The following is a 25,740-nucleotide window of genomic DNA, read 5'->3' as shown; positions in this document are numbered from 1 at the left end:
CTTCTTCACTGTTGGAGAAAACCCATGATGTGAGAAAAGGTCTCTTCGTCTTCAGCGCCGGCGTGACCAGAAGGGTCTGAGAACAGTTTGGTGGTGAGTTTTCGGCTGTTCGATGTGAGGTGCGCGAACTGCCGAAACGGTTCGAAGTGGTTCCAGTGGTGATCACAATCCTGGATGTTCTGGGCGAGAAAAATCTCCTGTGCCCCGTCCAAGGTCCGACGATCTAGGGTCGTGAACTTGTAGTGCTCATCGGGGCTCACATCCTTCAGAGTTCCAACTCCGTAGGCCGCGCGGGCAAGGCGCGACGTCCATTTCTGCGGGTACGCCCACAGGTCTGTCTGGGGGTTGATGGCAACGACGCGCAGCCCATGGAAGTACTGAGCCGAACGCAGCGCAGCGAATCCCCCTCCACTCGACCCGTAAGAGAAGACTCGTCCAGGAGCCACTCCCAATGTGGGAAGAATCGAATTCACGATTCCCCAGATGTGTTCCAAGTAGTCGGTGCCCTGACCCCCGGCATACCAGGCCAGCCCAAGCTGGTCATTGAGGTAAAGCGCCGGGTCGGAAAAGTACAGGCAGTTGGCCGGAAACTTCGAGGCCCAACTCCATCTCTGAAAGACCGGCGGTTCAAACTTGGTACGCCGGGCATCTCCCGAGAAGAAGACGATCAGACGACCAGACTCTTGCTTCGGCGCAAATACGAAGTCGTACTGGTCACCGTCTGCAGTCTTTTCCGTGTAGAGAACACGCTCGTTCAAGCGGAGGCTCTCAGGACCGCCCCACTCGCTTATGGTCACGTTCTTCAGGTTGTTAATCGACGTCTTCTTTGCCTTCACATCGAGATCTTAGTTCACAACTGAGACAGAACGAGCGACTCAACCCATGAAACGCCGTGGCATTTTCAGGTCGCGACTCTGGCCTGCCTTTCCGCTATAACAGGCCTGGGCCCAACACTCGATTGGTGACACAGTAGAGGACGGGTCGTGGCGGCGCGAGAGCCGCCACTTCGAACCATCACCCGGAGGAATGACAATGACAGGAACATACGACTACAGGGAAACTGGTCTGTGCTTCCCCACGAACTTTCTTCTAGGTGCCGCCACGGCGTCCTACCAGGTGGAAGGCGGGTTCGCCGAGGGACGACGTGGTCCTTCAATCTGGGACACCTTCTCCAAAACGCCAGGCAAGGTCTGGAACGGCGACACCGGTGACGTGGCAGTCGACCACTATCACCGGCTGGAAGAAGACCTCGACCTCATGAAGGAACTGGGCCTCGAGGCCTACAGATTCTCCATCGCATGGCCCAGAATTCAGCCGCAGGGCGTAGGTCAACCCCTCCGTGACGGGATCGACTTCTATGACCGTCTGGTGGACGGTCTCCTAACACGTGGCATCCAGCCGATTGCCACGCTCTACCACTGGGACCTCCCACAAGCACTCGAAGACGCTGGAGGGTGGCCAGCACGCGACACCGCATACCGTTTCGCTGACTACGCAGCCATGATGGGCCAGGCCCTGGGTGACCGTGTCGCTACCTGGAGCACTCTCAATGAGCCATGGTGCACTGCGTACCTGGGCTACGGTTCTGGTGCCCACGCACCTGGCCGCACGGACCCGGAAGCAGCACTGCAGGCAGTACATCATCTGAATCTGGCGCACGGTCTTGGCATTCAACGCCTTCGCGAGACGGCTTCGAACTCACCGCAATACTCAGTGACTCTGAACTTTCATCAGGTGAGATCTGTCGATGAATATTCCCACGCCGCAGTTGTGGCGATCGACGCGCTGGCAAACCAGGCGTTCACTCGCCCTATGCTCCGAGGCGAGTATCCCCGGGACCTGATTGACACCACAGCCTCTGTGACCGACTGGTCATTCGTAATCGACGATGACATGGAACAAATACACCAACCTCTGGACCTGCTGGGAGTCAACTATTACTCCACGACCACAGTACGAACGTGGGACCGTGAAGGCACTAAAGAACGTCATGACGGTCACAAAGATGTCGGTGGTTCGGCGTGGCCCGGAGCGGATGAGGTGGAGTTTGTCCAACAGGACGGCCCCTATACGGCGATGGGGTGGAATATTGCGCCTGATGGGTTGGAGGACCTCCTGGTGTCCCTCCACCAAAAGTTTCCTGACCAACCACTCATGATCACCGAGAACGGTGCGGCTTTCGACGATGTGGTGGAAGCGGGCCTTATCCACGACGTCGAACGCGCCGACTACATACGTCGACATCTGGTTGCCGCCCACCGAGCAATTTCACGTGGAGTGGATCTGCGGGGCTACCTAGTGTGGTCTCTGTTCGACAACTTTGAGTGGGGGTACGGCTACTCCAAGCGCTTTGGGATCGTGAGGGTCGATTACGAGACACTGGAACGACTTCCGAAGGACAGTGCCAGCTGGTTTGCCGAATTGATCCGTACCCGCAGAATCCCCGGAGTGGCGTCCATTCCACGTTGACATGGCTTTTGCCTCTGCAATTGTGCGTCGGATATCTACGTTCATAGCGGAAGCAAACGGGTCCCTAGCGACTCAGAATCCTGAGCTCACTCGGGAAGCCCGTCTTGCCCTGATTTTCTCGTCTCTGCTTTCTTGAGCGCGGCTTTACGCTTATTTTGAACCTTCTCCAGCTTCGAGACCAGTGCGGCCTCGCGCCTTGCCTGCAGGCGGTTTCCTATTCCTTTCGCTTGTTTGGCCACATGACCACCAGCGGGTCCCGCTTTCGACCCGACGTCGCCAATAACAGCTTTGGCAGCACTTCCCCAGGCCACGGATTCAAGATGGTCGTAGCCCGTGAGATTCAAGGCAGCGTGCTCAGCGAACTCTGTGATGGTCTGATTGACGCTATTGGCCCCGCTGGTGATGCGTTGAGAGGTGAAGGGATTGGCAACGCGGTCGAGATTCGATAAGTCTGCGCAACCTTCGACTGACTCCCTGATCGCCTTGAGCCTTTGTCCTATTCTCTGTGCCCTATCTGCACGGGCCGTCCTGATGCCGTCGTGATGGGATTCGAGCTGGTCTGGCTCTTCGTCTGCAACTCTGGCGAGCTCGATGACGTACTGACGGTCCTGCAGCGCCACGCATCGTGCCAAAACACCCAGCCAGAACGGGGCGTCTTCGCGAACATCGGCGAGCACGTGAGCTGAGCCATCAATATCTCCAACTCGGTCCCTCAGGTTTTCTGCAAGAGCATCAAGCTGGGCCACAGCTTCCGCCTGCATAGTCTGCAACTGAAGTGAATTTGCCTGAACCTTGGACCACGTGACGGCAGAAATTCGCCCAGCACGGGTGTAGAGCGCATGTGCCTCATCGATGGAAAGAGTCACACCACCGAGTTGCCCGAGCACCTCAACCTTCCGCTGCTTGAGTAATCGATCGAGTTTGGCGTCGATGGAGGCAAGGTACCGCTGTATGTCGTCAAGAGCAGCTTCCAAAGCTGCCTGTGTCGCTAACGCGGAGAGCGCGGCCGGAGCAGCGGGAGTGAGCAGAGCAGCGTTTTCAAACTTCAGATGTTTGAGAATGCGCCCATTCTCGGCACGCACAACCCCCGCTTGTGGGTTAAGAATCCCGTTCTCAAGGAGAAAGGCGGAGGATTCACCGTCGAGTTTCAGCCATCTTCCACTCGAGGCCTGCATTCCGGACACTGCACCAAGAACGTTTCCGGCCCTTGAAAGAGTGAAGCTAGATAGACGCCGGGGCTTCAGCTCAGGGTGATTGTCCAATTCAGAGAGCTTCCCCTCTGAGCCTAAGAGGAGTACGCCGTCCCCATCCTCCACAACAGCAATGGTGTCTCGGCTTCTCTGCCCCGCATCCTCATCCATGAACTCATTCTGCCAGAATGCGATTCGCGGCTAGGGTGTCGCCATGACACGAACCTCTACTGACCTCGGACAACCCGAGCGTGCCTCCTCGGTGAGCGAGTACCTCGACCATGTCCTCGCTGAATGCGGCGAAGACACCTCAGGGGAAGTCTCCGAAGACATACCCGCCCCCGGGGCGACCGATCCAGCCCTGCACGCTTTGGCCCTGGTCACCGCCGATGGTTCAGAATATGCCGCCGGGGATGATGACTTCTACTTCACCATCCAGTCCATTTCCAAGCCGTTCGTCTATGCACTTGCCCTGGATGACGCTGGACTGGAACGCGTGCATGAGGCAGTAGGAACAGAGCCCTCCGGCGAGGCCTTCAACGAACTGTCCCTTGAAGGCGGAACGGGTCGGCCGCTGAACCCACTGATCAACGCCGGGGCTATTGTCACGCACCAGCTGGTGAGCCGAAACCCGGAAGATGCCGAGAGCAACGCAGAGCACACCACCTCACACAGCAAGGACGTGCAGCGCCGCACAGCCAGAATCGTTGAAGGTCTCAGCGCGTTCGCCGGCCGGGACCTGAGCGTTGATCATGAGCTGGCCGAAGACGAATACAGCAAGGACTACCGCAACCTCGCGATCGCCCACATGCTCAAGACCCATGACGTGCTCGCGACCGAACCTGAGGAAGCCGTCCGCGGCTACACCGATCAGTGCTGTGTACTCGTCACCGTCCGCGACATCGCGCGCATGGCCGCCACCCTGGCCAATAACGGGGTGCACCCGGAGTCAGGTGAACGCGTGGTGTCCGAAGAGTCCGCCCGCCGGACACTCAGCGTCATGGCCACTTGCGGCATGTACGACGGCTCCGGCCGCTGGCTCGCCAGGATCGGAATACCCGCCAAATCCGGCATCTCCGGTGGAATCATCGGAGTCCTGCCAGGACAAGTAGGCCTGGCATCGTTCGCTCCTCGGCTCGATGATGAGGGAAACAGCATCCAGGGCGTAGAGATGTTCGCCCGGCTCTGCGCAGATCTAGGGCTGCATCTGATGGCCAGTGAGCGCCGCGACGTCGCCCAGTTCCTCAAGGAGCTCTCCGAGCGAGCATCCGAAGAACGCAAGCACTCGGGCTCCTAGTCAGCGACTCATCGCCGTTTTGGTCAGCCGCCTGCGGTGTGATTAGGATTATGTCAGCGAATTCAAGCAGCGGATTCATCGACTCTGACTTTTAAGTGGAAGTCCATGACCCACACGCTGCCCAATGACCGCTCCGGCGGAACCCTCCCACACGCCTCGCCCACAGCTCAGCCCCATGAGCAACTGCCCGTTGATCCCGATGTGCTGAGGGTCACCTCCGTTGCGGCCTTGATGAGCCCACTCGACCCGATCATCGAGGGGACGCATTCGCTGCGTCAAGCGGCTGAACTCATAACACTCAGTGATGAAGCCTTCGCAGTGGTGAAACTCAACGGCGCGGTGGTAGGTATCCTCTCTGCCGGCGATGTGCTCGCTGCCGCGCAGCGGAACCCCACGGGATGGCAAACCCAGCCGTGCACCACTGGGATCCCCGCGGACCAAGGGCCCATACTCGCCCACCAATCGGTGGTGGAAGTACTCGCTGAATACCGCAGAACAGGCGTCCGAACCCTACTGGTGTGCCAAAGAAACGAGGCGCTAGGCCTTCTGCGTTCAGTCGATGTGCGCACCTGGTGCCAAGAGCACGACCCACCGCTATGGGAGGACCTCTTCTCCGACGACGAAACGCACAATTCAGACTCCGGAGAGGCAGACACCCGATGACCACCACCCAGCCTGGTCCTTCCCATACGCCGCGTCCGGCCGCCTCAGTAACACCACCAGCGGCTACCCCGGCAGCGCCTAGTGTCCCATCAACGCTGCGCGAGGCGCTCCTGCCTGTGCCGGGCCATGTGCTGGCTTCGGAGTGCATGGATAGTGCGTTGAAGCACCTGGAGACCGCGGGCGTGGAGTACCTGGCTATTGCTGACCCGGAAGAAGGACCTCTCGGCGTCGTCTCCTGCTTCGACATCAAGCAGCTCAAGCGCAAGTATCCCGACCACTGGGCAGATATGCGGTGTGGGAACGTGATCGTAGCCTCCGACCGATTCTTGAATGCCGACGACTCTTTCGATGCAGCCATCAGCCTGCTGATGGAAGAGGGCCTTCGCCCCCTTTTAGTCTTGGAAAGAAATACGGTCTGTGGCGTGCTGGAACCGACCTCGGTGCTACAATGGTGCGCTGAACACCGGCCCGCCGCGCTCCAAGAACTTGCCCTGCAGGACCTGAGTTAGGCTCCCAAGGAATTGTCTGCGTCAAGGTAGAACAGCTGGGTGAATATCCAATTATTGGGAACCCTGAAACCACCCCCTTACCCGGCAAATCAGCACACTCGATATGGGAGAGTCCACTGTCCGCAAGTATCTGGACGGCCTCGGCGACGCTCTGCTGGTCCGAACCCTGAACAGCGTGTCGGGTTCGAGATCTGAGCCCTATTCGGCGCGGGAGAGGCGTGCGTCGAGGATGACGAGGACTCCCACTACTGCAGCGCCTGCGGCGGCAATGGCAGCAGCTGGTCCCAAGAGGTCGTCGGGGGCCAGCAGCCCGCGGTCCTCGGTCTGCCAAGGCCACAAAGTACGCAGCGCGCCCAGCATCACGCCGGAGAGGACCACCATGGTCACCGTGTGATGGTGATCAAGCAGCCACTTCAACCCCTTCACAATGCTGACCATACCGAGCACTGCCCCGGCGAAGAACACCCCAAGGTAGCCGAAGTCTAGGTCCCGGGCCGCGCCAATCGTCGGCTCATAGAGCCCGAAGGTCAGCAGCAAGAAGGAACCCGACAGCCCAGGCAGCAGCAGCGCCGAGACCGCCACTGCTGCGGCTGGCAGAACCAACCACCAGTGCGGCTCCACCTGGTTCGGTGGAAGTGACACCAGCACAAAAGTCACCGCCACAGCCGCAGCGCCCAATAACCAGTGCTTGGGGCTCAACGCACCGCCAGCAGAGTGCAGCGCCATCCGGAACGGGACCACGATAGAGACCAGCACCATGCCGAAGAACGCCGCCCGAGTCAGCTCAGGGTAGTTCTCCACCCATCCGCCGATGAACTGCACCGCCGTCAGCAGGCCGACCACCATTCCGATGATCACAGGGATGATCACCCGCCACTGCACCAAAGATAAATACGCACCCGCATTAGTGACCCGGTCAGGACCCGTCACCATGACACGGAGGGCAGAGACCACCGCGGAGGCTGAATCAATCAGCTGCCGGTAGATTCCCACCACCAAGGCAACAGTCCCCCCAGAAACACCAGGGACAGTCTCCACCACGCCGATCATCGCCCCGCGGATCACATTGCCCGGAACGGACGTGCGCCGGTAGCCGGGGGCGTGCGAAAGCTGATGATCGGAGTCGTTCGGGGAGTCAGGGGCGTGAGTCACGGATGAAGCCTACCGCCAGTCCGGGTTCCCGGCTGAAACCCAGCACCTGCCATCGTGCCGCAATGCGTAGTTGTCTGACCTGAAGGCTCGCGGCGCGGCCGTGCCGGTGGCTCAGCGTATGGTGATCCGGCCAGTCTCAGTGATGGACTGACGCATCGTCTGGATGTGCTCAGTGGTCCTGGCGTCGTCGCTGCCACGGACATATTCAAAACTGATAGGGGCACTAGGGGCGAGCCACATAGTGGTGACAGTCACACCGTTGGTGTCAGTATCGGCTGACTCCGTCACGTGACTTTTGATGCCGTCCAAGGCCAGGCCTTTGCCTGCCGAGAAGCGCTCGATGACTACGGTGTCCATTGCTTGGACCATGGCATCGGGCATTCCGATGGTTTGGGTGGCGCCGAATTTTGAAATGAGGAGTTTTCCCACCGAGGATTCCTTTCCAGGAACCGCAGTTGCGGACTCCTTCTTCTCCACGGTAGGGGCACGCGGCGGAACACGGAACCCCCTCAGGGAACATCATTCCCTGTCAGACCGATGCCTGCCCGGACATGGAGAGAGGTCCAGGGATCGGCATTAGGTGAGTACCGGTTCCAGAGTGTCGGGATCAACCGCCTGGAAACAGACCTCGGCGCCGGGGGGAAGCTGTGCCGCCAGTCCCAGATCCTCACGCACCACAACGCCGATGACTGGATACCCGCCGGTCACCGGATGATCGGCCAAGAACAGCACAGGGTCGCCCGACCCAGGCACCTGAATCGCACCCCGGACCATAGCCTCACTGGGCAGTTCCTCTGTGCGGGTTCGCTCAATGGCAGGTGATGGGCTCTCCTCGCCTGCGGTGAGGCGCAGCCCGATCCGGTTGGAGTCTTCAGACACCGTCCAGTTCAGTGATTTCAGGGCGTCAAGACCGGGGTTGCTGTGCCGGGAAGCGAACCACTCATCCCGGGGCCCGACGACGAACCTCAGCCGGGTGGGTTGATCCACCTCCGGGAGCGCGGTGCGCGCCACATCGGCAATACCCACAAAACCCGATGGCACCCCGACCAGGGCGAATGTGTCACCTGACGTCACCGGCGCCGGACCCAAACCTGAGAGCAGATCTGTTGACGCACTGCCCAGCACCTTGTCAGCAGAGAGCCCTCCAGAGAAGGCCACATAGTTACGGATGCCCCGCTCAGGCACGCCAAGGCGCAGCCGCTCCCCCGGGTACATCAAGAACGGTGCCCGCAGTGGGACGTCCCGCACCCTTTCCGTCTCTTGCGTGCTGCCACCCGATTGGCGTGCCGCACCAGTGCCATTGACTGCCATATTTGAGGTCTCTGGGGCGGCAGGTGTGGCTACTTGCAGTGCAGTCTCCGCGCCGGTGACCGCCAGCACAGAAATCTGCCGCACTGCCAGCTCAAGGCCACCATAGAGGACCTCGAACCCAGCGGCAGAATCATCATTGCCGACCAGCTCATTGGCCTGGCGCAGCGCCTGCGCATCAGCGGCACCGGAGCGTGGAACTCCCTGGCCGCTCCGACCGGGCCGGCCCAAATCTTGTAACAGCGACTGTGGCCCCGGAGCGAGCACATCCACCACCGCGTCACCCGCCGGAACGTAGCGGCGCGGCGCAGCCGAAGATGCCACCGCATTCAGAGTGATCGTCTCGGTGACCGGCACATAGCTGACCGCATCCCCGGGGCTGATCAGCGCAGGCTCAGGCCGGTCCAAGTCCCACATCACCGCGTCAGTAGTGCCGATCAGCTGCCACCCGCCTGGGCTGCTGCGCGGGTACACCGCTGAGAACTCCCCCGCCAGTGCTACCGACCCGGCCGGGACCTCGGTGCGCGGAGAACTGAGCCGGGGTACCTCAAAGGGCTGTTCGGACTTCCGCAGGCGCCTGCGCGTGGCCACAGCTTCCGGTAGGCAGTAGGTGAATCCGGGGGCGAACCCAGCGAACCCACCCACCCAGCGGGTTGAGCTGTGCCAGTCGATGAGCGCCTGCCTGCTCATACCAAGGTGATCTGCCAGTGTCTCTAAGTCCGCGCCGTCGTACTGGACCCGTATTTCCACTTCGCGGCCTTCGCCTGCTACGCCCGGTCGGACGCGCGCCCGGCGCAGCTGTTTGGCAGCCTCACGGGTGTGGTTGCGGGTGCGGAACACCACCAGAACTGTTCGGGCGGCCGGGACCACCTCCACCTGGCCGGGCAGCGGCTTGGCGGTGAGCTGGCGGTGGAACGCCAAGACCTCAGCTGGGGTGGAGAAGTCAGCCAGCAGGGCGCGTTGTCCAGCTGCGTGCACGGCATCGGGCATCAGGCGAAGCTCACAATGTTGGCACCCGTACCGGCAAGTGCTGCCCGCACTGACTCCGCCATGGCGACCGCGCCGGGGGTGTCTCCATGGAGGCAGATACTTTCGGCCTCCATGGGTATGACGGTTCCGTCGATGGCGATGATGGTGCCTTCTTCCACAAACCGCTGCATAGCCTCCACCACGATCGGCACATCGGTGATCACCGCACCCGGGGCGCGCCGGGAGACCAAGGTCCCATCAGGGTTGTAGCCGCGGTCAGCGAATACCTCCTTCGGCGTGGCGAACCCGCGCTCAGCCGCCAGGTCATGGGCGAGCGCACCTGGGGCCAGCAGCAGGGGCAGCCGCCTGCCGGTGGCCTCAGCAAAGAGTGTCATCGCCTCCACCACGGCGGCAGCGTGCGGACGGTGATCGTGACAGGCGTGATACAGCGCACCATGGGGTTTGACGTAGCGGACCTGCTCTCCTGCGGCACGGGCCATACCGTCTAGGGCACAGAGCTGGTAGTACACATCGGCGGAGAGCTCATCCGGGTGGGCGTCCACGAACCGCCGGCCGAATCCGGCTAAGTCCCGGTAAGCCACATGCGCGCCGATGGCCACCCCGGCGCTGGCCGCGTTGCCGGCGGTAGTGCGCATGCTCTGAGGGTCCCCGGCATGGAATCCGCAGGCTATATTGGCTGATGAGACCTGTGCGAGCATTGCGGCGTCATCGCCCATGCTCCACACCCCGAATGCCTCGCCGAGATCGGCGTTGAGGTCGATACGAAGATCTGCGACCACTGCCTCCCCCTCGTGAAAGAATCAACTGTGTGAATCAGGATACGAAAGAACCGCTGCTGAGTTGGAACTTCATTCTGGCGATCCTGATTAACCTGGCCATCACCACTGCGTTCTTCATCCTAGTCACTGGGATGGCAGTCTATGCGGCCACCGAGTTTGGTGCAGGACAGACCGCTGCAGGTTTCGCTGCGAGCGCGTTTGTGATGGGCGCTCTGGGTGCCCGGTTCTTCGCTGGGAAGTACGTCAACACCCTGGGCCGGAAGCCCATTCTGGTGATCTGCCTTGGTCTGTTCACCGTCGCCGGGATCCTCTACCTGTGGGTGGATTCCTATCAGTGGCTGATTGCGCTGCGCATTGTGCACGGTATTGCGCTCGGTTTTGGGCAGACCGCCCTGACGGCGGCGGTATTCGACATCATCCCGCGTGGCCGCCGCGGTGAAGGCTCCGGCTACTATCTGCTGGCCAACTCGCTGCCGCCGGCCCTGGGTCCGCTGGCCGCGATCCAACTGACCGAAAGTTACGGGTTCGACGGCATGTTCTACGCGGTGACGATTGTCTCCGCAGCATCCTTCCTCTGCGCGTGCCTGGTCAACACCCCTGAGGTCAAACGTAAGGGAACGCCCATCCGGGACCGGCTGCGGCTGCGGCCCTCCGATGTGATCGAACCGCGGGCGTTCTCCATTGCCATGGTCGCCACCCTGCTGGGGCTGACGTTCGCCTCAGTGATGACGTTCCTCAACGGCTACGCCCAATCCATTGGCATGTCCGACGGCGCGAGCCTCTACTTTGTGGTGTACGCCGCCACCATGCTTGTGGTGCGCCTGTTCATGGGCAAAATCCAAGACCGCCGGGGTGACAACATTGTGGTCATTCCAGCTCTCTGCTCGTTCGCGGTGTCCATGGGGCTGCTGGCCTGGTCACCGAATCAGGGCGTGATGGTCGCCTCCGGTGTGCTCGCCGGGTTCGGTTTCGGGTCGCTGCTGCCGGCGATCCAGGCGATCATCGCCTCCAAGATGCGCACCCACCGGATCAGCATCGGCATCTCCACCTTCTTCATCATGATGGACCTCGGCTTCGGCCTCTCCCCGCTGCTTCTGGGTCCGCTGGTGGATCTGTGGGGTTTCCACGTGATGTACGCCGGATGCGCCGGAGTGGTGGTGTTAGCGATCGTGCTCTACTGGCTGGTGCATGGGAAGTTCCGGGTCAAACAAGGTGTGGCGCGGCGTCGTACCCGCAACTGGGTCAACGATGCCACCGGTGTGATGCCGTATATCCCACCCACCAAGGACGACGACGGCGAGGCCCCCAGCGCTAAAACCCCCTCCGCCTGAGCGAAGGTGAGGTATAGCGCCGGGGCGCGGTGAGCCGAAGACATCTTCGGGGTCAGTCCTTCTTGGCGAAGGTGCCGTCGTCCTCTCCGGAGAAGAATTGGCGGCCGTAGATCAGCAGGCACAGCAGCACGCCAGCTCCAAGCCCCCAGGCAGCACCCATGAGCGCCAGCGTTGCGGCGGTGATCCCGGCGATGCCGAGATCGCGCTGACTGCGCGCCTCCATAATGCCGATACGCACGCTCACGAATCCCTGGATCAGCAGAGTCAGGGCCATCGCCACACCCAGGATGGGTTCTACCAGCGTCACGATCGGCAGCAGCAGAAGTCCCGTATTGGTGCCCCAGCGGAAGGATCCCATGCCTCCGAAGATGGACTTCATTGCCTTGCGGCCCTGCTTGTAGCGCTCCACCACCACGGCCTGCATGGCGGCCCACACCGGGCCGGCCATGGCCACATCGGGGCCGATGACGCCCATCAGGGTGTTCCTGAAGCCGAAGATCATATGCGCCCGGTCCGGGTTGTACTCGATGTGCTCATCGGGACGGGCCTTATTGGCTTCCTTCAGCAGTCCGTCAGCCTGCAGCGAGTCGCCGAAGACCACAATGTAGGTGGCCAGCACGGTGGGGATCGCCAGGGCGAACATCTCCAGCGGCGGCATCCCCAGGCCGAAGACCGTGTACTCCCGCCACAGCGTGACGAAGTCGGGCTGGATGATGCCCCACTCGACCTCGGACCACTCGGCCTCCCCCGCCAGTGGGGCGACGATCACGGCGATCAGGATGCAGGGCAGCACTCCGAGCTTGCCGATCTGCATGGCGAAGCGGTTGCGTTCCCGCCATGAGGAGAAGGACCGGGAGTACATCAGGAAGAACGCCAGACCGACCGCAATGGTGATGGTTACTGGGAAGTCGTGGAACTCTCCACCTTCATCGAAGATGCGCTGAACGGCTGCGATGCCAGCGCCAATGAGCACACCCGATTTGATGGCGGCAGGAATGGCCTTGACCACTCGACGGGCCAGGCCGGTGACGCCCAGGGTGATGGAGAACAGCCCCAGTAATATCTGGAAGGAGATGAGGGCGTGTATTCGTTCCTCCCCTTCCGGAAACGTCTCACAGTAGGCCATCACCAGGGGGATTGCAGGCGTGATCCAACCCGGAACCACGGGGTCGCCCAGCATGTGGTGGGTGAGGTAGAGCAGCCCGTTGATGAGGATCACTGCCAGCGCCACCTCAAACGGCATGCCCAGCAGGCTGACCATCAGGGGGATGGCCGCCAGGTCCACCGCACACATGAACAGACCCTGGGTGTAGTCCGCCCATTCGAACCGGTAGTGCACAAACGGCAGCCTGATCTCGAACGGGCCGGCTTTCCAATGTGGGGTGGAGCTGGAACGTCCGTTTCCCTGCGCCTTATCCGGGTCCTCGCCGGGGCCTCGGCCGGGATCTTCGCTGATCTGGGACACAGTCAGGCTTCCTGTCTGTCGAAGGTGATGATCTGACGGACGGCTCTGCCGGCTGCGAGGTCGTCCATGGCCTGGTTGATGTCGGCCAGTCTGATGTGTGAGGTAATGAGCTTCTCCACCTGAAGCCGGCCCTCCCTCCACAACTGCTCATAGCGGGGAATGTCCCGCTTCGGCACAGAGGAGCCCAGGTAGGACCCCATGATGGTGCGTGCCTCACCGGTGATGACGGCCGGGGGTATGGCGGCGGTGGCCTCTGGGTGGGGGAACCCCACGGTGACAGTCACCCCGCCGGGCTTGGTGGCGCGGAAGGCTGTCTCGAAGGCCGATTCGTGGCCAGCACATTCGACGACGCGGTGGGCTTTGATGCCCTGCTCCTCGAGCTGCTGGGGCGTGTAAACCTCATGGGCGCCCACCTCCAGCGCCAGCGCGAGTTTGTCCTCGGCCATATCCACACCGATGATGCGCTGATAGCCCTCACCCACCGCGGTCAGCAGTGCAGCGATACCGACGCCGCCGAGTCCCACAATCATTACTGTGTCCTGAGGCCCTGGTTTGGCGGCGTTGAGCAGGGACCCTCCTCCGGTCAGCACCGCGCACCCCAGCACGGCGGCGACCTCCGGGGGAACATCGGAGCCGACCGGCACCACGGTGGCCTGGTCGACCACCGCATACGTGGCGAACCCTGAAACGCCCAGGTGGTGGTGGACGGAGTCCCCGCCGCGGGAGAGTCTGCGTCCGCCGCTGAGCATGCGGCCCTCCGAATTGGCCGCACTACCGGGTGTGCACGGAAGGCGGCCATCGGCTGCGCAGTTCTCACAATCCTCGCAGCGCGGTAGGAAGGTCATGACCACGCGCTGTCCCGGTTCGATGCCTTCGACCTCAGGTCCGACCGACTCCACGATCCCCGCGGCCTCGTGCCCCAGCAGCATGGGGACCGGACGCGCCCGGTCACCGTTGACCACGGAGAGGTCCGAGTGGCAGACCCCGGCTGCCTCCATCCGGATCAGCAGCTCCGTGGCCTGGGGGTCCTGGAGTTCAAGTTCACTGATGCTCAGCGGCGTCGAATCCGCGTAGGGGCTGGGGCGGCCGATCTCTTCCAGAACGGCTCCGGTGATCTTCATACGATGGCTGTGTCCTCTCCTGACCGGCAAGACCTGGTGATGTGCATCACGAGGCTAACTGAGCGATCTAATCAGCTGAGCGTGCGCGCCATCCAGTACATAGTGTGTGCTTGGTCACCACCATGTGATCTACAGTGTGTGCATGGTGACCATGTCCACCTCTGACCGAGAGGCTCTGCTTCGCGCGCTGCTGGACACCGCGGCGGAACTCTCCAGCCTCCAGGATGTGGAATCTGTGCTGGCCTCGATCGCGCGTCGCACCAGGCAGCTGGTCCGGTCCGATATGGCCTACATCAGCCTCAACGACCACTCCCAAGGCACCACCTACATTCGCCAGTCCGATGGTGTGGCAACAAGCGCCTACCGCAGCATCAGAATGCCTATCGGGACCGGCATTCTGGGACTCGTCGCAGCAGGAAAGGCCCCTTACCAGACCAGCGACTACCTCCCCGATACCTCGGTGTCCCATATTCCGGACATTGACCTGATCGTGGCCGAGGAGGGAGTCCGCACCATCATGGGCGTGCCTCTGCTTGTGGGGGGCCGGGTCATGGGCGCCCTCATGGTTGCCGAACGGTCCCGCAGAGTCTTCAGCCCCGATGAGATCAGCACGGTCGATTCACTCGGAAAGCACGCCGCGGTGGCCCTGGACAACGCCGAAGAGTACGCCCAGGCGCTGCGCGATGCCGAGCTGCTCAGCCAGAAAAACGCGCAGAATCAGCAGGAACTCCTCTCACTGACAGAGATCACGCGATTCGATGAGCAGCTGATGCGTGCGGTGCTGCAGAACCCCTCCGCGGAAAGGGTCCTCGAGGTGACTGCCGAGGCTCTCATGCATCCGGTGAAGCTGCTCAACGAACGCGGCGAAGAAGTCTCCGTCATGAACCCGGGCGGCGTCGCCCCAGAACCCGCGCGGACAGCCAACCGAGCTCAGGGGGTCACGGTGCCGGTGACCTCGGGAAAAGCGACACTGGGCTACCTCAGAGTGGAGTGCAGTCTGAGTCCCGTGCATCAGACGCTTCTGGAGCGGGCGGCGTCGCACTGCGCCCTCGCCCTGCTGTTCCTTCAAGCGGAGGAGGACGCCCAGCACCGTGCCCAACGCGATGTGCTCGACGAGCTCCTCCAGGGTGAGGACATCTCACGGACACGGTTGGACCGCCGACTCCGGCACTGGGAGCTGAACTCCAGTGATCAGGTGTGGGTCGCGGTGATCTCCCACCCCTTCGCCCGTGAACGCGAACTCCAGCGACAACTGCGGCAGCTGCCCGGCACCAAGCTGCTCGCCTCAGTGGGCGAGGACCTCTGCGCCGTCTTCACCTCACGCGAATGGGTGACGAGTTTCCGCGCCGCGGACCAGATCTCCATCCACAGCCGTGCCTCCTATGCCGGACCCATGGATTCAATAGCTGAGCTGAGGACGTTCTGGCACCGGGCGCAGACCGGACTCTCAGCTCTGCGCTACTCAGGGGAACACGGGATCGTCGACGCAGACAGTCTGGGGCTCGTCGCTGCCGTGGTGCATCTGGCCGGAGAGTCTGAGCACTCAGAGCTCACCCGAGAGATCAGCCCACTGGTGGACTATGACACCTCACGCGGGACCTCTCTGGCGCAGACCGCTCTGACGTACTTTGACGCCGACCGCCGGATCGACCGCACCGCAGAGGCACTGTTCATGCACCGCAACACTGTCCGGCAGCGGCTGGGGACCATCACAAAGCTCCTAGGTGCAGGCTGGGACTGCGCGCCGCGCGCCCTCGATGTGCATCTGAGCCTGCGCGCCTGGGCGCTCTCCACCTGAGTTCAGCTGGGGGAATGGTCCTGGAGGAACCTGTAGACCTCGGTGGTGTCCACCCCGGGGAAGGCGCCCTCCGGCATCGCTGCCAGCAGGTGAGTATTAGCCCGGGTGGCAGGCCAGGCGTTGCCGCCCCAGACCTCAGCCAGTTCCGCCGGCGGCACCCGGCAGCATGTGGGGTCCTCCGGGCACCGGGACACAGACCGGAACTGGGTGTCCTTGCCGCGGAACCATTTGGCGTGCTCAAACGGCACCCCGATGGAGAGCGAGTACACGCCAGAAGAGTGGCCTTCGGTGCGGGCGGTGCACCAGAACGTGCCTGAGGGGGTATCGGTGTACTGGTTGAAGGAGCGGAACTTGTCCTTGACGTCGAACACCTGGCGTGAGGTCCATTCCCGGCAAATGGTCTGGCCTTCGATAGCCCCGGAATGGTCGGCGGGGAAGCTGACGCCGTCGTTCTCATAAGCCTTGTGGATGATGCCGGATTCGTGGACCTTCTGGAAGTGACAGGTGATCCCCAAATGCTCGGTAGCCAGGTTAGTGAACCGGTGGGCAGCCGACTCATAGGACACGGCAAACGCGTCACGCAGATCCTCGATCGCGAGTTCCTTGCCGCTCTTGGCAGTGGCCAGGAACTCGACTGCCGGTTTCTCCGGCATCAGCAGGGCCGCGGCAAAGTAGTTGGTATAGACCCGTTGACGCAGAAAGTCCGAGTAGTCGCTGGGTTCGGTATGACCCAGCACGTGGTGGCCTAGGGCCTGCAGCAGCACCGAACGTGAATCCCAGTCCCGGAACCTGCCCTGCGTGAGGTAGATGATCTTGTTGCGCTGATCCGTCACTGACCGGGTGGAGTTCGGAAGATTCGGAACAAACCGGATAGAGAACCCCAGGTGCTCCGCAATCCGGGCGGCAATGTGATGACCCAGCGGCCCCGAGGTGTACCCCACAGCTTTGAGCAGCTCAGCCGCCTGAGCCTCGATCTCCGAGTAGTAGTTGTTGCGGGATTTCATCTCCTCCCGCAGCTCGGTGTTGGCCCGGCGGGCCTCCTCAGGGGTGGCAGCCTGCTCCTCCAGCCGGCGCTTCAGCTCCCGCTGCAGGGCCACGAGGGACTCCAGCACATCCATGGGCAGCCGGTTGGAGATCCGTACCGAGGGCAGGCCGAGAGCAGCGTAGAGGGGGCCGCGCTGGGTCTTCTCCAACTCGATCTCCAGGCCAGCCCGCTTAGACGGCGGCTCCGCACCCATAAGGTGCTCCATACCCACACCTAGAGTTCGAGCCAGATGCTGGAGTTGGGAGAGCTTTGGTTCGCGTTTGCCGTTCTCCAAAAGGGAGAGCTGGCTGGGGGCGGTGCTGACTTTTTCCGCTAAGTCATCCAGGGTCATGCCCTGTTTCTTGCGCAGGTGACGTACCCGGCGTCCCAGGGCAATAAGGTCCAGGGCGTCGTCGTTCTCTGCTGTGGCGAGCTCCGTTGCGCGCATGGGGACAGTGTAGGTCAGAAATCCCTCATCAGCCGGGCAACTGGTCAATGTGATATAGAGCACTTCTGGCCAGTTTGGTAAGTTAGAAACTCAAGAGTCACTTTCACAGGGCGTTTTGAGGGAGTTTTGAGGGTTTGCTAGTAACTGAAGATAGTCACGTCTCAGCGGTACGTGTGCAGAATGTCTATAAGGCATTCGGCAAACGGCCTGAGTCAATCGTGAAAAAAATAAAAGAAGGCGCAACACGGGACGAACTGAAATCCCAAGGGATGGCGGCCGTCATCGACGCCTCCTTCGAGGTACCTCAGGGCGAGATCTTTGTGGTCATGGGACTTTCCGGGTCCGGAAAATCCACACTGATCCGCACACTCAACGGTATCCAGCCTCCCACCGCCGGGACGGTAGAGATCTTCGGCCAGGACATCACCAAAGTGAATACCCGGCGCCTGCGCAGCATCCGGCGGGAGAAGATCTCCATGGTCTTCCAGCACTTTGCGCTCATGCCACACCGAACAGTCGGCCAGAACGCCGCCTACTCCTTAGAAGTTCGCGGACTCAACCGCAGCGACCGTGAGAAGAAAGCGAACGAGGCGCTGAAACTCGTAGGGCTCGAAGGCTACGGCGAGCAACGCCCTGACCAACTCTCCGGTGGCATGCGCCAACGCGTGGGCCTGGCCCGCGCTCTGGCCGCCGAGACTGACCTCATGCTCATGGATGAGGCCTTCAGCGCCTTAGACCCGCTCATCCGCAAAGAGATGCAGGACCAGCTGCTGGAACTCCAGAAGGACCTGGGCAAGACGATCGTCTTCATCACCCACGACCTCAGCGAGGCCATGCGGTTGGGCAGCAGGATCGCCATGATGCGCGACGGCAAGATCGTTCAAGTCGGCACCACCGAAGAGATCCTCAACGATCCCGCCAATGACTACGTAGCCCAGTTCATCCAGGACGTGGACCGCACACGAGTGCTCACCGCCGGGGACGTCAAAGAACCACCCGTGGCGCTGCTGGGTTCTGAGCAGGGACCACGTGCCGCCCACCGGTTGATGCGCGAAAACCAAACTCGCTCTCTCTGCGTGGTCGACCAGAGCCGAATCCTCCAAGGCGTGGTCTATGAAGACGACATCGCTGAAGGCGTAGCCGCTGGAAAAGAAACCCTGGCCGGACTCATCAGGCCCATGCCCGCAGCCTCTGAAGAGACCTATCTGGCCGAGCTGATGACTGCAGCTTCAGAGCACGCCGCCGGCTTAGCAGTCACCGACAACGCTGGAAAACTCCTCGGAGTTATCCCCCGTGTCACCCTGCTCAACGCCATGGCTGATCCCACACCGACATCCTCGGTACACACCGTCTACCAGGAGGTGGCCCCATGATTCGCGCCGAAGAGACCGACGGCACCGGGATCCCCCGCCTACCCATCGGTGATGCCCTGGAACGCGGATTCGACTGGTTCGAAGACACCTTCTCCTCCGTCATCGACTGGGTTGAGATAGTCTTCGAAACCTCCTCTGAGGGTCTGGCGGACCTGCTCACCAGGCCCGACGCTCTGATCCTGACCGCGATCTTCGCCCTCATCGCCTGGCTGATGCGGGACTGGAAGCTGGCACTGCTCACGATTCCGCTGATGTTCTTCATCATCACAGTAGATATGTGGGAAGAAGCGCTCGAAACCCTTGCCCTGGTGGCCGTCGCAGCTGTCATTGCGCTGCTGATCGCCATACCTTTGGGAATACTTGCGGCGAAGAACCAGGTCGTCTCCAACTTTGTGCGGCCCGTAATGGACCTGATGCAGACCATGCCGGCCCTGGTATGGCTTATCCCGGCAATGGCGATGTTCGGACTCGGAATGCCATCAGGCATCCTCGCCACCATTATCTTCGCACTCCCTCCAGGAGTGCGGCTGACCGAATTGGCCATTCGGCAAGTGGACCCCGAAGTGGTTGAAGCCGGCCATGCCTTCGGCAGTACACCCACCCAAATCCTCTTCCGCATTCAGCTGCCACTGGCCGTCAAGACGATCATGGCTGGTGTGAACCAGGTGATCATGCTGGCGCTGTCAATGGCCGTCTTCGGCGGATTTGTCGGCGCTGGCGGGCTCGGCAACGAAGTGGTCCGAGCCATCAACCAGCTCAACCTGTCCTTGGGGTTGGAGGCTGGCCTCTGCGTGGTCATGCTCGCCGTCTATCTGGACCGGGTGACAGCCGCCCTCGGCTCACCGGAGGGCAGCACACTGAGCCGACTCCGGCGCCGGCGCCACATGCCCCAGCAGAACCAAGATTCGGCGGAGGACACCGAAGCAGGCACAGCGGCCACCAAGGCCGACTGAGAGTTTGCCCGCCGAACACGGCGGGACATAGAGAATGAACAATCGCACCGACGAAGAAAAGGACACATGACGATGAAGCTTTCATCAACATTCCTGAAATCCGCAGCCATCGCCTCGATGCTCGGACTGACTCTCGCCGCCTGCGGCGAGGACAACGGCGACAATGGTGAAGAGCCAGATGACACCGATGTGGAAGAAACTGACACCGACGACGCCGACGGCGAGGCTGCCGGGGAAGGTGGCACCATCACCCTCGGATATATCGAAGGGTGGACCGACGGTTCATCCATGACCTTCCTGTGGCAGCACATTCTCGAGGAGCAGGGCTACGACGTCGAGATCATGGCTCTTGGTGACGCAGCACCTGTGTACCAGGGCTTGGCCGACGGTGATATCCACGTCTACCCCTCAGCCTGGCTGCCTGCAACTCACGAAACATATATGGACCAGCATGGCGATGCACTTGAGGATCTCGGCGCCTACTACGACGGTGCCGTACTGACTCTGGCAGTCCCCGAGTACACAGACATCGACTCCATCCCAGAACTTCTGGATGACCCGGAAGCCTTTGACAACCAGGTGGTGGGCATTGAGGCAGGAGCCGGGCATATGGAAACCACCGAAGGTACCGTCTTCCCTGAGTACGGCTTGGATGAGGAATTCGAGCTGCTCGAATCCTCCACAGCTGCCATGCTGTCCGAGCTGGACAACGCCATTGAGGCCGAAGAGGACATCGTCGTCACCCTGTGGCGCCCCTTCTGGGCATACGGTTCATGGGATCTCAAGGACCTTGAGGATCCAGAGGGTCACCTCGGTGAGGAAGAATCCCTCAACCTAGTCGCTAACGCCGACTTCTCCTCCGAGTTCCCCGAGGTAGCCGAGTGGATGAGCGCGCTGGAGCTCGACGATGACCAGTACGCTGAGCTCGAAGACCTCGTCGTCAACGAGTACGACGACGGCCCAGAGGGCGCCGTCGAGTGGGCTGAGAACAACCAGGACGTCATCGACGAAGTGGTGAACTAAACCCTGCACCACGCACTGAACCCCCGGAGACCTCGAAAACTCCGGGGGTTCAGTGGGTTAATGGGCCGGGATCAGGCGGCTTGAGCTTGTGCTCCTGAACGGGTCATCAAGACTGCAGCGCTGCAGGCTTGGCCGTCCTCGTCGTCGTCCATATCCGGCTCACCGGGCCGCAGATGAATAGCCCGGATAGCGCCGTCAGGCAGGTCCATCAGCTGCTCAGCACGAATGAAGAGCTCCTGCCAGATCTGCAGCTCCTCCTCCCCCTCAGTCCCAGGAAGTGAGACGAAGGGTGCCCTGCCTTCACTCATCAGGCGGCGTGCATTGCGGTGGATGTGCAGACCGAAGTCAACAATCCCCGCTGAGAGCGGGCTGCCGTTGCAGAGGATCCTGTCCTCACTGCGGGTCAGCCGCCGTGGGCTGATGAAACTGCTCGGAGGATCCGTCAGGTGACGGTGCACCAGGGCCTGCCACCCTGAGGCAGAGCGCGGTGTCTCCGAACCCAACCCCAGCTCAACCAGCCGTGGGGAGAATTCGCGGTGAAGCACTGCCAAGAACTCCAGCGCTGCGCCGGTGAACAGTTCGTTCTGCCGTGGCACCGATGGCCCGGCGAGAGTGATTCCGTTAATAGTGATGTTCTGTCCGGTATTCATGACAATGGTTCCTTATCTGCTCACACTCGGGATTGCTGCCCGGTGAACTCTAAAATTGGCCCTCTTCAGTGGATCCCCGCAGCGCAACTGTGGAGGATTCGGGATTCAAAGTGGTGGAGACGGCGTCGAAATATCCGGTGCCGACCTCTCGCTGGTGTTTGGTGGCGGTGTAGCCCTGAGCCTCGGCGGCAAATTCCTTCTCCTGCAACTCCACATAAGCCTTCATCTGATCGGTGTTGTAACCCTTGGCGAGCTCGAACATCGAGTAGTTGAGGGCGTGGAAGCCGGCCAGGGTGATGAACTGGAAGGTGAAGCCCATCTTGCCCAGCTCCCGCTGGAACTTGGCGATCGTGGCGTCGTCCAGGTGCTTGCGCCAGTTGAAGGACGGTGAGCAGTTATACGCCAGCATCTGGTCCGGGTACTCCGACTTCACAGCCTCGGCGAACTTCTTGGCCAACTCCAGATCCGGGGTGCCGGTCTCCATCCAGATCAGATCCGAGTACGGTGCGTACGCCTTAGCCCGGGAGATGCAGGGTTCGATCCCGTTGCGGACCTTGTAGAAGCCCTCCGCAGTGCGTTCCCCGGTAATGAACGGCATATCCCGCTCATCCACGTCTGAGGTGATCAGAGTGGCCGCTTCAGCATCGGTGCGGGCGATGATCACGCTGGGAGTGTTGGAGACGTCCGCTGCCAGCCGTGCCGACTGCAGGGTGCGCACATGCTGGCCGGTTGGGATGAGGACTTTGCCGCCCAGGTGACCGCACTTCTTCTCGCTGGCGAGCTGGTCTTCCCAGTGCACGCCTGCCGCGCCGGCGCCGATCATCTGCTTCATGAGCTCGTAAGCGTTCAGCGGGCCGCCGAAGCCAGCTTCAGCGTCGGCGATGATCGGTACCATCCAGTCCTCGACGGTGCGGGTGCCTTCCAGGTATTCGATCTGGTCGGCGCGCATCAGGGCGTTGTTGATCCGGCGGACCACCGAAGGGACCGAGTTCGCTGGGTAGAGCGACTGGTCCGGGTAGGTCTGGCCGGAGAGGTTGGCGTCACCGGCGACCTGCCAGCCGGAGAGGTAGATGGCACGCAGGCCGGCCTTGACCTGCTGAACAGCCATATTGCCGGTCAGTGCGCCCAGAGAGTTGGTGAACTTCCCTGCAGCGTGCTCCTCGGTGAGTTGGGCCCAAAGCTTCTCTGAGCCGCGCTTGGCCAGAGTCTGCTCCTCCTGCACTGTGCCCTGGAGACGGATGACTTCCTCGGCGGTGTAGTCGCGAGTGGTCTGGCTCCAGCGGGGGTTGGTGTCCCACTCCTTCTGGAGGGCCTGGGCCTTCTCTTCAAACACGTCCCGGGTCTCGGGCTGGAAGCTGCTCTGCTGTGAGGTGCCGTTCTGTGCTGCGGCGTTGGTCAGGGTCTCAGTCATGGGAATCTCCTTTGATTCGTGGGCGTCATCTCTGACATTTCTAAGTTTTCGCCACTAGGCAAGGCCCGCGCTACCTCAACTCAGGTAAAGAAATGCATTTCTTTGCGTTTTCGAAGAACGAGCGGAACTGGGGCCCTTTTTGGTCCGTCTCGGGGTTCACCGAGGCGTCCCGACGGCCCTCACCCCGCACAGATGTCAAAAAGTGCCGCTATGAAGCTCTGCTGGGCCCTGAGAACGGAGAGATCTGACATTTCTCGAAGGCAGCAGGATGTGGATGGGCTGCGCCCTGTGGAAACAGGCACTGGGCAGGTGGGCACCGGGCGCTACAGTATTGGTCCCATGAGGACAGCACCACGAACCGTCACACACGCCGCCGGGAGGTCTGCACGGCGGCGCCAAGGCGTGCGCGGTCCACTGGGAGGACCACGCCGAGGCTCAGGGGGCCGGCGTCGGCATCGCTCGGTGGCGTTCACCGCCCTGATGTGGTTGGCGGTTGTGGTCGTGGGCGTAGCTGTGGCTGGGGTGCTCCGCTGGTGGGATCAGCGCCCGCTGGAGGTCCCAGACGGCTTTTCGGAGGACGCCGCAGTCGCAGAGATGGTCCGTGTAGTAGACGGTGACACGATCGTGGTGTCCATAGAGGGAGAGGATGAACGTGTTCGGCTGCTCAATATCGACACCCCGGAGACTGTCCACCCCACCGAGCCAGTGGAGTGCGGCGGGCCTGAAGCTTCAGAGGCGATCAGTGAGCTGCTGAGCCCGGGCGACGTCGTCGTCCTGGAGTTCGACCAGGAGCAGCGGGACCGTTATGACCGGCTGCTGGCAGGGGTGTTCGTTGAGGATGTGTTCGTCAATGAACGTATGGCCCGCGAAGGCTGGGGCGAACCAGCATATTACGCACCCAATGACCGGTTCCTCAGCGTCGTGGAGCAGGCGTGGGCGCAGGCCGAGGAGGAAAAAGCCGGGATGTTCTCAGCCCAGCTAGCGTGCTAATCCGGTGGAGGTTAGGCGTTGGCCTTCTTCCAGCGGCGAGCTTGGATGAAGCTGCGCACACCGAGTACCAGGTACACCACGAGGACGATCAGCGAAATCAGCGCTGACACCACCGCTGCGGGCCGTTCAGCCTCTCCAGCGAACAAGTCCCCCAAGCTCATCAGCGGCATGATCATGCCCAACGCGCCGATCAGCGCGAGGACCAGGGCAATGTGCACACCAGCCATCAGGTTCTTCAGCGCGATCGCACCGCTGACCACAAGCAGCAGTCCCACCAGGGCTGGAATCAGCGCGGTCCAGTGGTCGGTCTCGTTGGTCAGTGAGAACAGATACCCACCAAGGCCAACCACCACCAGGATTGCGCCAGTGATGAACGTCAGCTTGGGCATGGGTGAGGCGACGTAATCGCGGGACATAGTGCTCCTTGGATCGGTGCAAGCGGAATGGTCAGCGACACTCATTCTATCGCTGTTTTCTACACAACGTAGAAATTAAGGGGCTGAGCATTAAGAACCCCACGCGCACCTGCCAGAGCCCACTTACCCTTGCTACCTTCCGGTCCTGGGGGAGTTCAGCAGGATGGCACCACGCGTGGGGCCAGGGACCATCGTAGCGTGTGATTCGCAATGGACGCGAACCGCCCAGGCACAGGCGCTGTCACCGGCGTCCTCTAAAATGACAGCAATGACATACGACGACGCCACCCTCACCGCTCGGCCCCTAGTCAATCTCCGCGATTTCGGCGGCATCAGTGTGCAAGGCGGCAGGCTCCGGCCCGCGTCGCTGTGGCGAGCCGATGATCTGACGATGTCGCCCCGTGAGGAGATCGCCGCGCTGGCAGACCAGGGGCTCTCTGCGGTTCTCGACCTCCGCTCAACGCCGGAGGTCACTAGGAGCCCGCACCGCATGGCAGGCGAACTGGGCGTCACTGCCCACCACTTGCCGCTGGCTGAGATGGCCGTGCACCCCTTGGCGCTGATCGAGGTGGCGCCGTCAATGCAGTCACCGGCGGATGTGGGCAGGTGGTACGCCGGGCTCGTGCGCAGCCACATCCACGAGGTTGCTGAGGGCCTGGAGGTGATCGGCACGTCCACCGGAGGGGTGCTGTTCCACTGTGCCGCGGGTAAGGACAGGACTGGGATTCTTGCTGCGGTGGTGCTGCAACTCCTGGGTGCGGACCGCAGCGTGATTGTGGAGGACTACGCACGGACTGAGCAGAACTTGACGGCGATATTCGACCGTCTGGCCCAGGCTGCCTATAGCCGTCCTGACCATGAGTCCGAAGACGCGAAGCGAACCGCGGAGTTCTTCGCCTCCAAACACCCGCTCTTAGCAGCGCCTGCCGATTCCATGGATTCTATGCTGACCGAACTGGGTGGGGCCTCAGGTTTGATGGACCTGCTGAAGCATGAAACCGACCCGGACCGGCTCACCGAAGACCTCCACACCAAGCTGGTCGCCTAGCTGTTTCGGGCGGCCGTATCCGGCCGATGTGCGAACGGGTCAGATAATCGGCTACGATGTCTGGGTCCTCTAAACTGCAGGACAACTTTGGAGACGTGACCGAGCGGCCGAAGGAGCCACCCTGGAATGGTGGTGCAGGGTTAATTCTCTGCCGAGGGTTCAAATCCCTCCGTCTCCGCCGATTGTGATGATTCCGAACATCACTAAGAGTAGGGCCCTGGATCATCCGATTCAGGGCCCTAGCTCTGTCCGCGTCAGGAAAGAAGGGTTATAGGCAGAAATGTGTGTATGGCCCGGGCGTGTCAGGGGCTGCCGGCCCAGCCTTTCCTGGC

Annotated in this window: 23 protein-coding genes, 1 tRNA gene and 1 other RNA gene; 12 read left to right on the top strand and 13 right to left on the bottom strand. The window is 61.7% G+C overall.

The window, feature by feature from the left end; translation table 11 throughout:
- Positions 1-5: 5 nt before the first annotated feature.
- Entirely contained in the window at positions 6-836 is an 831-nt protein-coding gene (locus FEF26_RS11450) for a hypothetical protein (protein ID WP_138253670.1), read from the bottom strand.
- A 196-nt stretch (positions 837-1,032) separates the two neighbouring features.
- Here FEF26_RS11450 and FEF26_RS11445 point away from each other — a divergent pair, with 196 nt between their 5' ends.
- The gene (locus FEF26_RS11445) at positions 1,033-2,469 is read left to right on the top strand and encodes a GH1 family beta-glucosidase (RefSeq protein WP_208012910.1); all 1,437 of its coding nucleotides are present in this window, start codon (positions 1,033-1,035) and stop codon (positions 2,467-2,469) included.
- Between the two features lie 86 nt (positions 2,470-2,555).
- Here the strand turns inward: FEF26_RS11445 and FEF26_RS11440 are convergent, their stop codons facing one another.
- Complete coding sequence (locus FEF26_RS11440; protein ID WP_138253668.1) at positions 2,556-3,830, bottom strand: hypothetical protein; 1,275 nt, start codon at positions 3,828-3,830, stop codon at positions 2,556-2,558.
- A 43-nt stretch (positions 3,831-3,873) separates the two neighbouring features.
- On the opposite strand from FEF26_RS11440, the gene glsA reads away from it, so the two are divergent.
- The 3 genes from glsA to FEF26_RS11425 all read left to right on the top strand — a co-directional run bounded on the left by glsA (position 3,874) and on the right by FEF26_RS11425 (position 6,128).
- Positions 3,874-4,956: a glutaminase A gene (glsA, locus tag FEF26_RS11435; RefSeq protein ID WP_138253667.1), complete on the top strand. Its 1,083-nt coding sequence runs from the start codon at positions 3,874-3,876 to the stop codon at positions 4,954-4,956.
- Between the two features lie 105 nt (positions 4,957-5,061).
- Entirely contained in the window at positions 5,062-5,619 is a 558-nt protein-coding gene (locus FEF26_RS11430) for a CBS domain-containing protein (protein WP_138253666.1), read from the top strand.
- Positions 5,616-6,128 carry a CBS domain-containing protein gene (locus tag FEF26_RS11425; RefSeq protein ID WP_138253665.1) on the top strand — a complete coding sequence of 171 codons (513 nt, stop codon included), beginning with the start codon at positions 5,616-5,618 and terminating at the stop codon, positions 6,126-6,128. The genes FEF26_RS11430 and FEF26_RS11425 overlap by 4 nt, the downstream gene beginning before the upstream one ends.
- Before the next feature lie 198 nt (positions 6,129-6,326).
- Here the strand turns inward: FEF26_RS11425 and FEF26_RS11420 are convergent, their stop codons facing one another.
- From FEF26_RS11420 to FEF26_RS11405, 4 genes are all read right to left on the bottom strand, one after another.
- On the bottom strand, positions 6,327-7,280 hold the full coding sequence (locus tag FEF26_RS11420; RefSeq protein ID WP_243730552.1) for a DUF368 domain-containing protein: 954 nt from the start codon (positions 7,278-7,280) through the stop codon (positions 6,327-6,329).
- A gap of 111 nt (positions 7,281-7,391) precedes the next feature.
- Positions 7,392-7,709 (bottom strand): hypothetical protein, encoded by a 318-nt coding sequence (locus FEF26_RS11415; protein ID WP_138253664.1) that lies wholly within the window; start codon positions 7,707-7,709, stop codon positions 7,392-7,394.
- A 147-nt stretch (positions 7,710-7,856) separates the two neighbouring features.
- On the bottom strand, positions 7,857-9,578 hold the full coding sequence (locus tag FEF26_RS11410; protein WP_138253663.1) for a 5-oxoprolinase subunit B/C family protein: 1,722 nt from the start codon (positions 9,576-9,578) through the stop codon (positions 7,857-7,859).
- Positions 9,578-10,357 carry a LamB/YcsF family protein gene (locus tag FEF26_RS11405; protein WP_208012909.1) on the bottom strand — a complete coding sequence of 260 codons (780 nt, stop codon included), beginning with the start codon at positions 10,355-10,357 and terminating at the stop codon, positions 9,578-9,580. Before FEF26_RS11405 ends, FEF26_RS11410 begins: the two co-directional genes overlap by 1 nt.
- 29 nt (positions 10,358-10,386) lie before the next feature.
- Here FEF26_RS11405 and FEF26_RS11400 point away from each other — a divergent pair, with 29 nt between their 5' ends.
- A complete protein-coding gene (locus tag FEF26_RS11400) occupies positions 10,387-11,688 on the top strand; it encodes an MFS transporter (RefSeq protein ID WP_166433010.1) in 1,302 nt (433 codons plus the stop codon).
- Between the two features lie 52 nt (positions 11,689-11,740).
- On the opposite strand, the gene FEF26_RS11395 is transcribed toward FEF26_RS11400, so the two are convergent.
- The gene (locus FEF26_RS11395) at positions 11,741-13,153 is read right to left on the bottom strand and encodes a solute carrier family 23 protein (protein ID WP_243730551.1); all 1,413 of its coding nucleotides are present in this window, start codon (positions 13,151-13,153) and stop codon (positions 11,741-11,743) included.
- A 2-nt stretch (positions 13,154-13,155) separates the two neighbouring features.
- A complete protein-coding gene (locus FEF26_RS11390) occupies positions 13,156-14,274 on the bottom strand; it encodes an alcohol dehydrogenase catalytic domain-containing protein (RefSeq protein WP_138253661.1) in 1,119 nt (372 codons plus the stop codon).
- 142 nt (positions 14,275-14,416) lie between these two features.
- Here FEF26_RS11390 and FEF26_RS11385 point away from each other — a divergent pair, with 142 nt between their 5' ends.
- On the top strand, positions 14,417-16,072 hold the full coding sequence (locus FEF26_RS11385; protein ID WP_138253660.1) for a helix-turn-helix domain-containing protein: 1,656 nt from the start codon (positions 14,417-14,419) through the stop codon (positions 16,070-16,072).
- A 2-nt stretch (positions 16,073-16,074) separates the two neighbouring features.
- Here the strand turns inward: FEF26_RS11385 and FEF26_RS11380 are convergent, their stop codons facing one another.
- Positions 16,075-17,544, bottom strand: a complete 1,470-nt coding sequence (locus tag FEF26_RS11380; RefSeq protein WP_138253659.1) for a helix-turn-helix transcriptional regulator — start codon at positions 17,542-17,544, stop codon at positions 16,075-16,077.
- A 218-nt stretch (positions 17,545-17,762) separates the two neighbouring features.
- On the opposite strand from FEF26_RS11380, the gene FEF26_RS11375 reads away from it, so the two are divergent.
- The 3 genes from FEF26_RS11375 to FEF26_RS11365 all read left to right on the top strand — a co-directional run bounded on the left by FEF26_RS11375 (position 17,763) and on the right by FEF26_RS11365 (position 20,893).
- Complete coding sequence (locus tag FEF26_RS11375) at positions 17,763-18,917, top strand: quaternary amine ABC transporter ATP-binding protein (RefSeq protein ID WP_243730550.1); 1,155 nt, start codon at positions 17,763-17,765, stop codon at positions 18,915-18,917.
- Positions 18,914-19,870 (top strand): ABC transporter permease, encoded by a 957-nt coding sequence (locus tag FEF26_RS11370; RefSeq protein ID WP_138253658.1) that lies wholly within the window; start codon positions 18,914-18,916, stop codon positions 19,868-19,870. Before FEF26_RS11375 ends, FEF26_RS11370 begins: the two co-directional genes overlap by 4 nt.
- A 72-nt stretch (positions 19,871-19,942) precedes the next feature.
- Positions 19,943-20,893 (top strand): glycine betaine ABC transporter substrate-binding protein, encoded by a 951-nt coding sequence (locus tag FEF26_RS11365; RefSeq protein ID WP_138253657.1) that lies wholly within the window; start codon positions 19,943-19,945, stop codon positions 20,891-20,893.
- 71 nt (positions 20,894-20,964) lie between these two features.
- Here FEF26_RS11365 and FEF26_RS11360 read toward each other — a convergent pair whose 3' ends face one another.
- Both FEF26_RS11360 and aceA read right to left on the bottom strand, forming a co-directional pair.
- Entirely contained in the window at positions 20,965-21,543 is a 579-nt protein-coding gene (locus tag FEF26_RS11360; protein WP_138253656.1) for an aldolase/citrate lyase/malate synthase family protein, read from the bottom strand.
- A 49-nt stretch (positions 21,544-21,592) separates the two neighbouring features.
- Positions 21,593-22,954, bottom strand: coding sequence for an isocitrate lyase (gene aceA / locus FEF26_RS11355; protein WP_138253655.1), 1,362 nt, complete (start codon positions 22,952-22,954; stop codon positions 21,593-21,595).
- 339 nt (positions 22,955-23,293) lie between these two features.
- Here aceA and FEF26_RS11350 point away from each other — a divergent pair, with 339 nt between their 5' ends.
- The gene (locus FEF26_RS11350) at positions 23,294-23,944 is read left to right on the top strand and encodes a thermonuclease family protein (protein ID WP_138253654.1); all 651 of its coding nucleotides are present in this window, start codon (positions 23,294-23,296) and stop codon (positions 23,942-23,944) included.
- 11 nt (positions 23,945-23,955) lie between these two features.
- Here FEF26_RS11350 and FEF26_RS11345 read toward each other — a convergent pair whose 3' ends face one another.
- Both FEF26_RS11345 and ffs read right to left on the bottom strand, forming a co-directional pair.
- A complete protein-coding gene (locus tag FEF26_RS11345) occupies positions 23,956-24,360 on the bottom strand; it encodes a hypothetical protein (protein ID WP_243730549.1) in 405 nt (134 codons plus the stop codon).
- Positions 24,361-24,449: 89 nt separating this feature from the next.
- Positions 24,450-24,546: signal recognition particle sRNA small type (gene ffs, locus FEF26_RS11340), an RNA gene on the bottom strand.
- A gap of 82 nt (positions 24,547-24,628) precedes the next feature.
- Between ffs and FEF26_RS11335 the strand changes: the two genes are divergently transcribed.
- Together FEF26_RS11335 and FEF26_RS11330 are read left to right on the top strand one after the other, a co-directional pair.
- On the top strand, positions 24,629-25,408 hold the full coding sequence (locus tag FEF26_RS11335) for a tyrosine-protein phosphatase (protein WP_166433009.1): 780 nt from the start codon (positions 24,629-24,631) through the stop codon (positions 25,406-25,408).
- Positions 25,409-25,497: 89 nt separating this feature from the next.
- Positions 25,498-25,586 (top strand) — tRNA-Ser (locus FEF26_RS11330).
- The last annotated feature ends 154 nt before the right edge of the window (positions 25,587-25,740 follow it).

This window comes from Nesterenkonia salmonea, from assembly GCF_005771525.1.
GTDB lineage: Bacteria > Actinomycetota > Actinomycetes > Actinomycetales > Micrococcaceae > Nesterenkonia > Nesterenkonia salmonea.
This window is presented reverse-complemented; position numbering and strand designations above follow the sequence as displayed.

Coding starts and splice junctions, on each gene's coding strand:
- FEF26_RS11445 (WP_208012910.1), top strand. CDS start 1,033: ATGACAGGAACATACGACTACAGGGAAACTGGTCTGTGCTTCCCCACG.
- FEF26_RS11440 (WP_138253668.1), bottom strand. CDS start 3,830: ATGGATGAGGATGCGGGGCAGAGAAGCCGAGACACCATTGCTGTTGTG.
- glsA (WP_138253667.1), top strand. CDS start 3,874: ATGACACGAACCTCTACTGACCTCGGACAACCCGAGCGTGCCTCCTCG.
- FEF26_RS11430 (WP_138253666.1), top strand. CDS start 5,062: ATGACCCACACGCTGCCCAATGACCGCTCCGGCGGAACCCTCCCACAC.
- FEF26_RS11425 (WP_138253665.1), top strand. CDS start 5,616: ATGACCACCACCCAGCCTGGTCCTTCCCATACGCCGCGTCCGGCCGCC.
- FEF26_RS11410 (WP_138253663.1), bottom strand. CDS start 9,578: ATGCCCGATGCCGTGCACGCAGCTGGACAACGCGCCCTGCTGGCTGAC.
- FEF26_RS11390 (WP_138253661.1), bottom strand. CDS start 14,274: ATGAAGATCACCGGAGCCGTTCTGGAAGAGATCGGCCGCCCCAGCCCC.
- FEF26_RS11385 (WP_138253660.1), top strand. CDS start 14,417: ATGGTGACCATGTCCACCTCTGACCGAGAGGCTCTGCTTCGCGCGCTG.
- FEF26_RS11380 (WP_138253659.1), bottom strand. CDS start 17,544: ATGCGCGCAACGGAGCTCGCCACAGCAGAGAACGACGACGCCCTGGAC.
- FEF26_RS11370 (WP_138253658.1), top strand. CDS start 18,914: ATGATTCGCGCCGAAGAGACCGACGGCACCGGGATCCCCCGCCTACCC.
- FEF26_RS11365 (WP_138253657.1), top strand. CDS start 19,943: ATGAAGCTTTCATCAACATTCCTGAAATCCGCAGCCATCGCCTCGATG.
- FEF26_RS11360 (WP_138253656.1), bottom strand. CDS start 21,543: ATGAATACCGGACAGAACATCACTATTAACGGAATCACTCTCGCCGGG.
- aceA (WP_138253655.1), bottom strand. CDS start 22,954: ATGACTGAGACCCTGACCAACGCCGCAGCACAGAACGGCACCTCACAG.
- FEF26_RS11350 (WP_138253654.1), top strand. CDS start 23,294: ATGAGGACAGCACCACGAACCGTCACACACGCCGCCGGGAGGTCTGCA.
- FEF26_RS11345 (WP_243730549.1), bottom strand. CDS start 24,360: ATGTCCCGCGATTACGTCGCCTCACCCATGCCCAAGCTGACGTTCATC.
- FEF26_RS11335 (WP_166433009.1), top strand. CDS start 24,629: ATGACATACGACGACGCCACCCTCACCGCTCGGCCCCTAGTCAATCTC.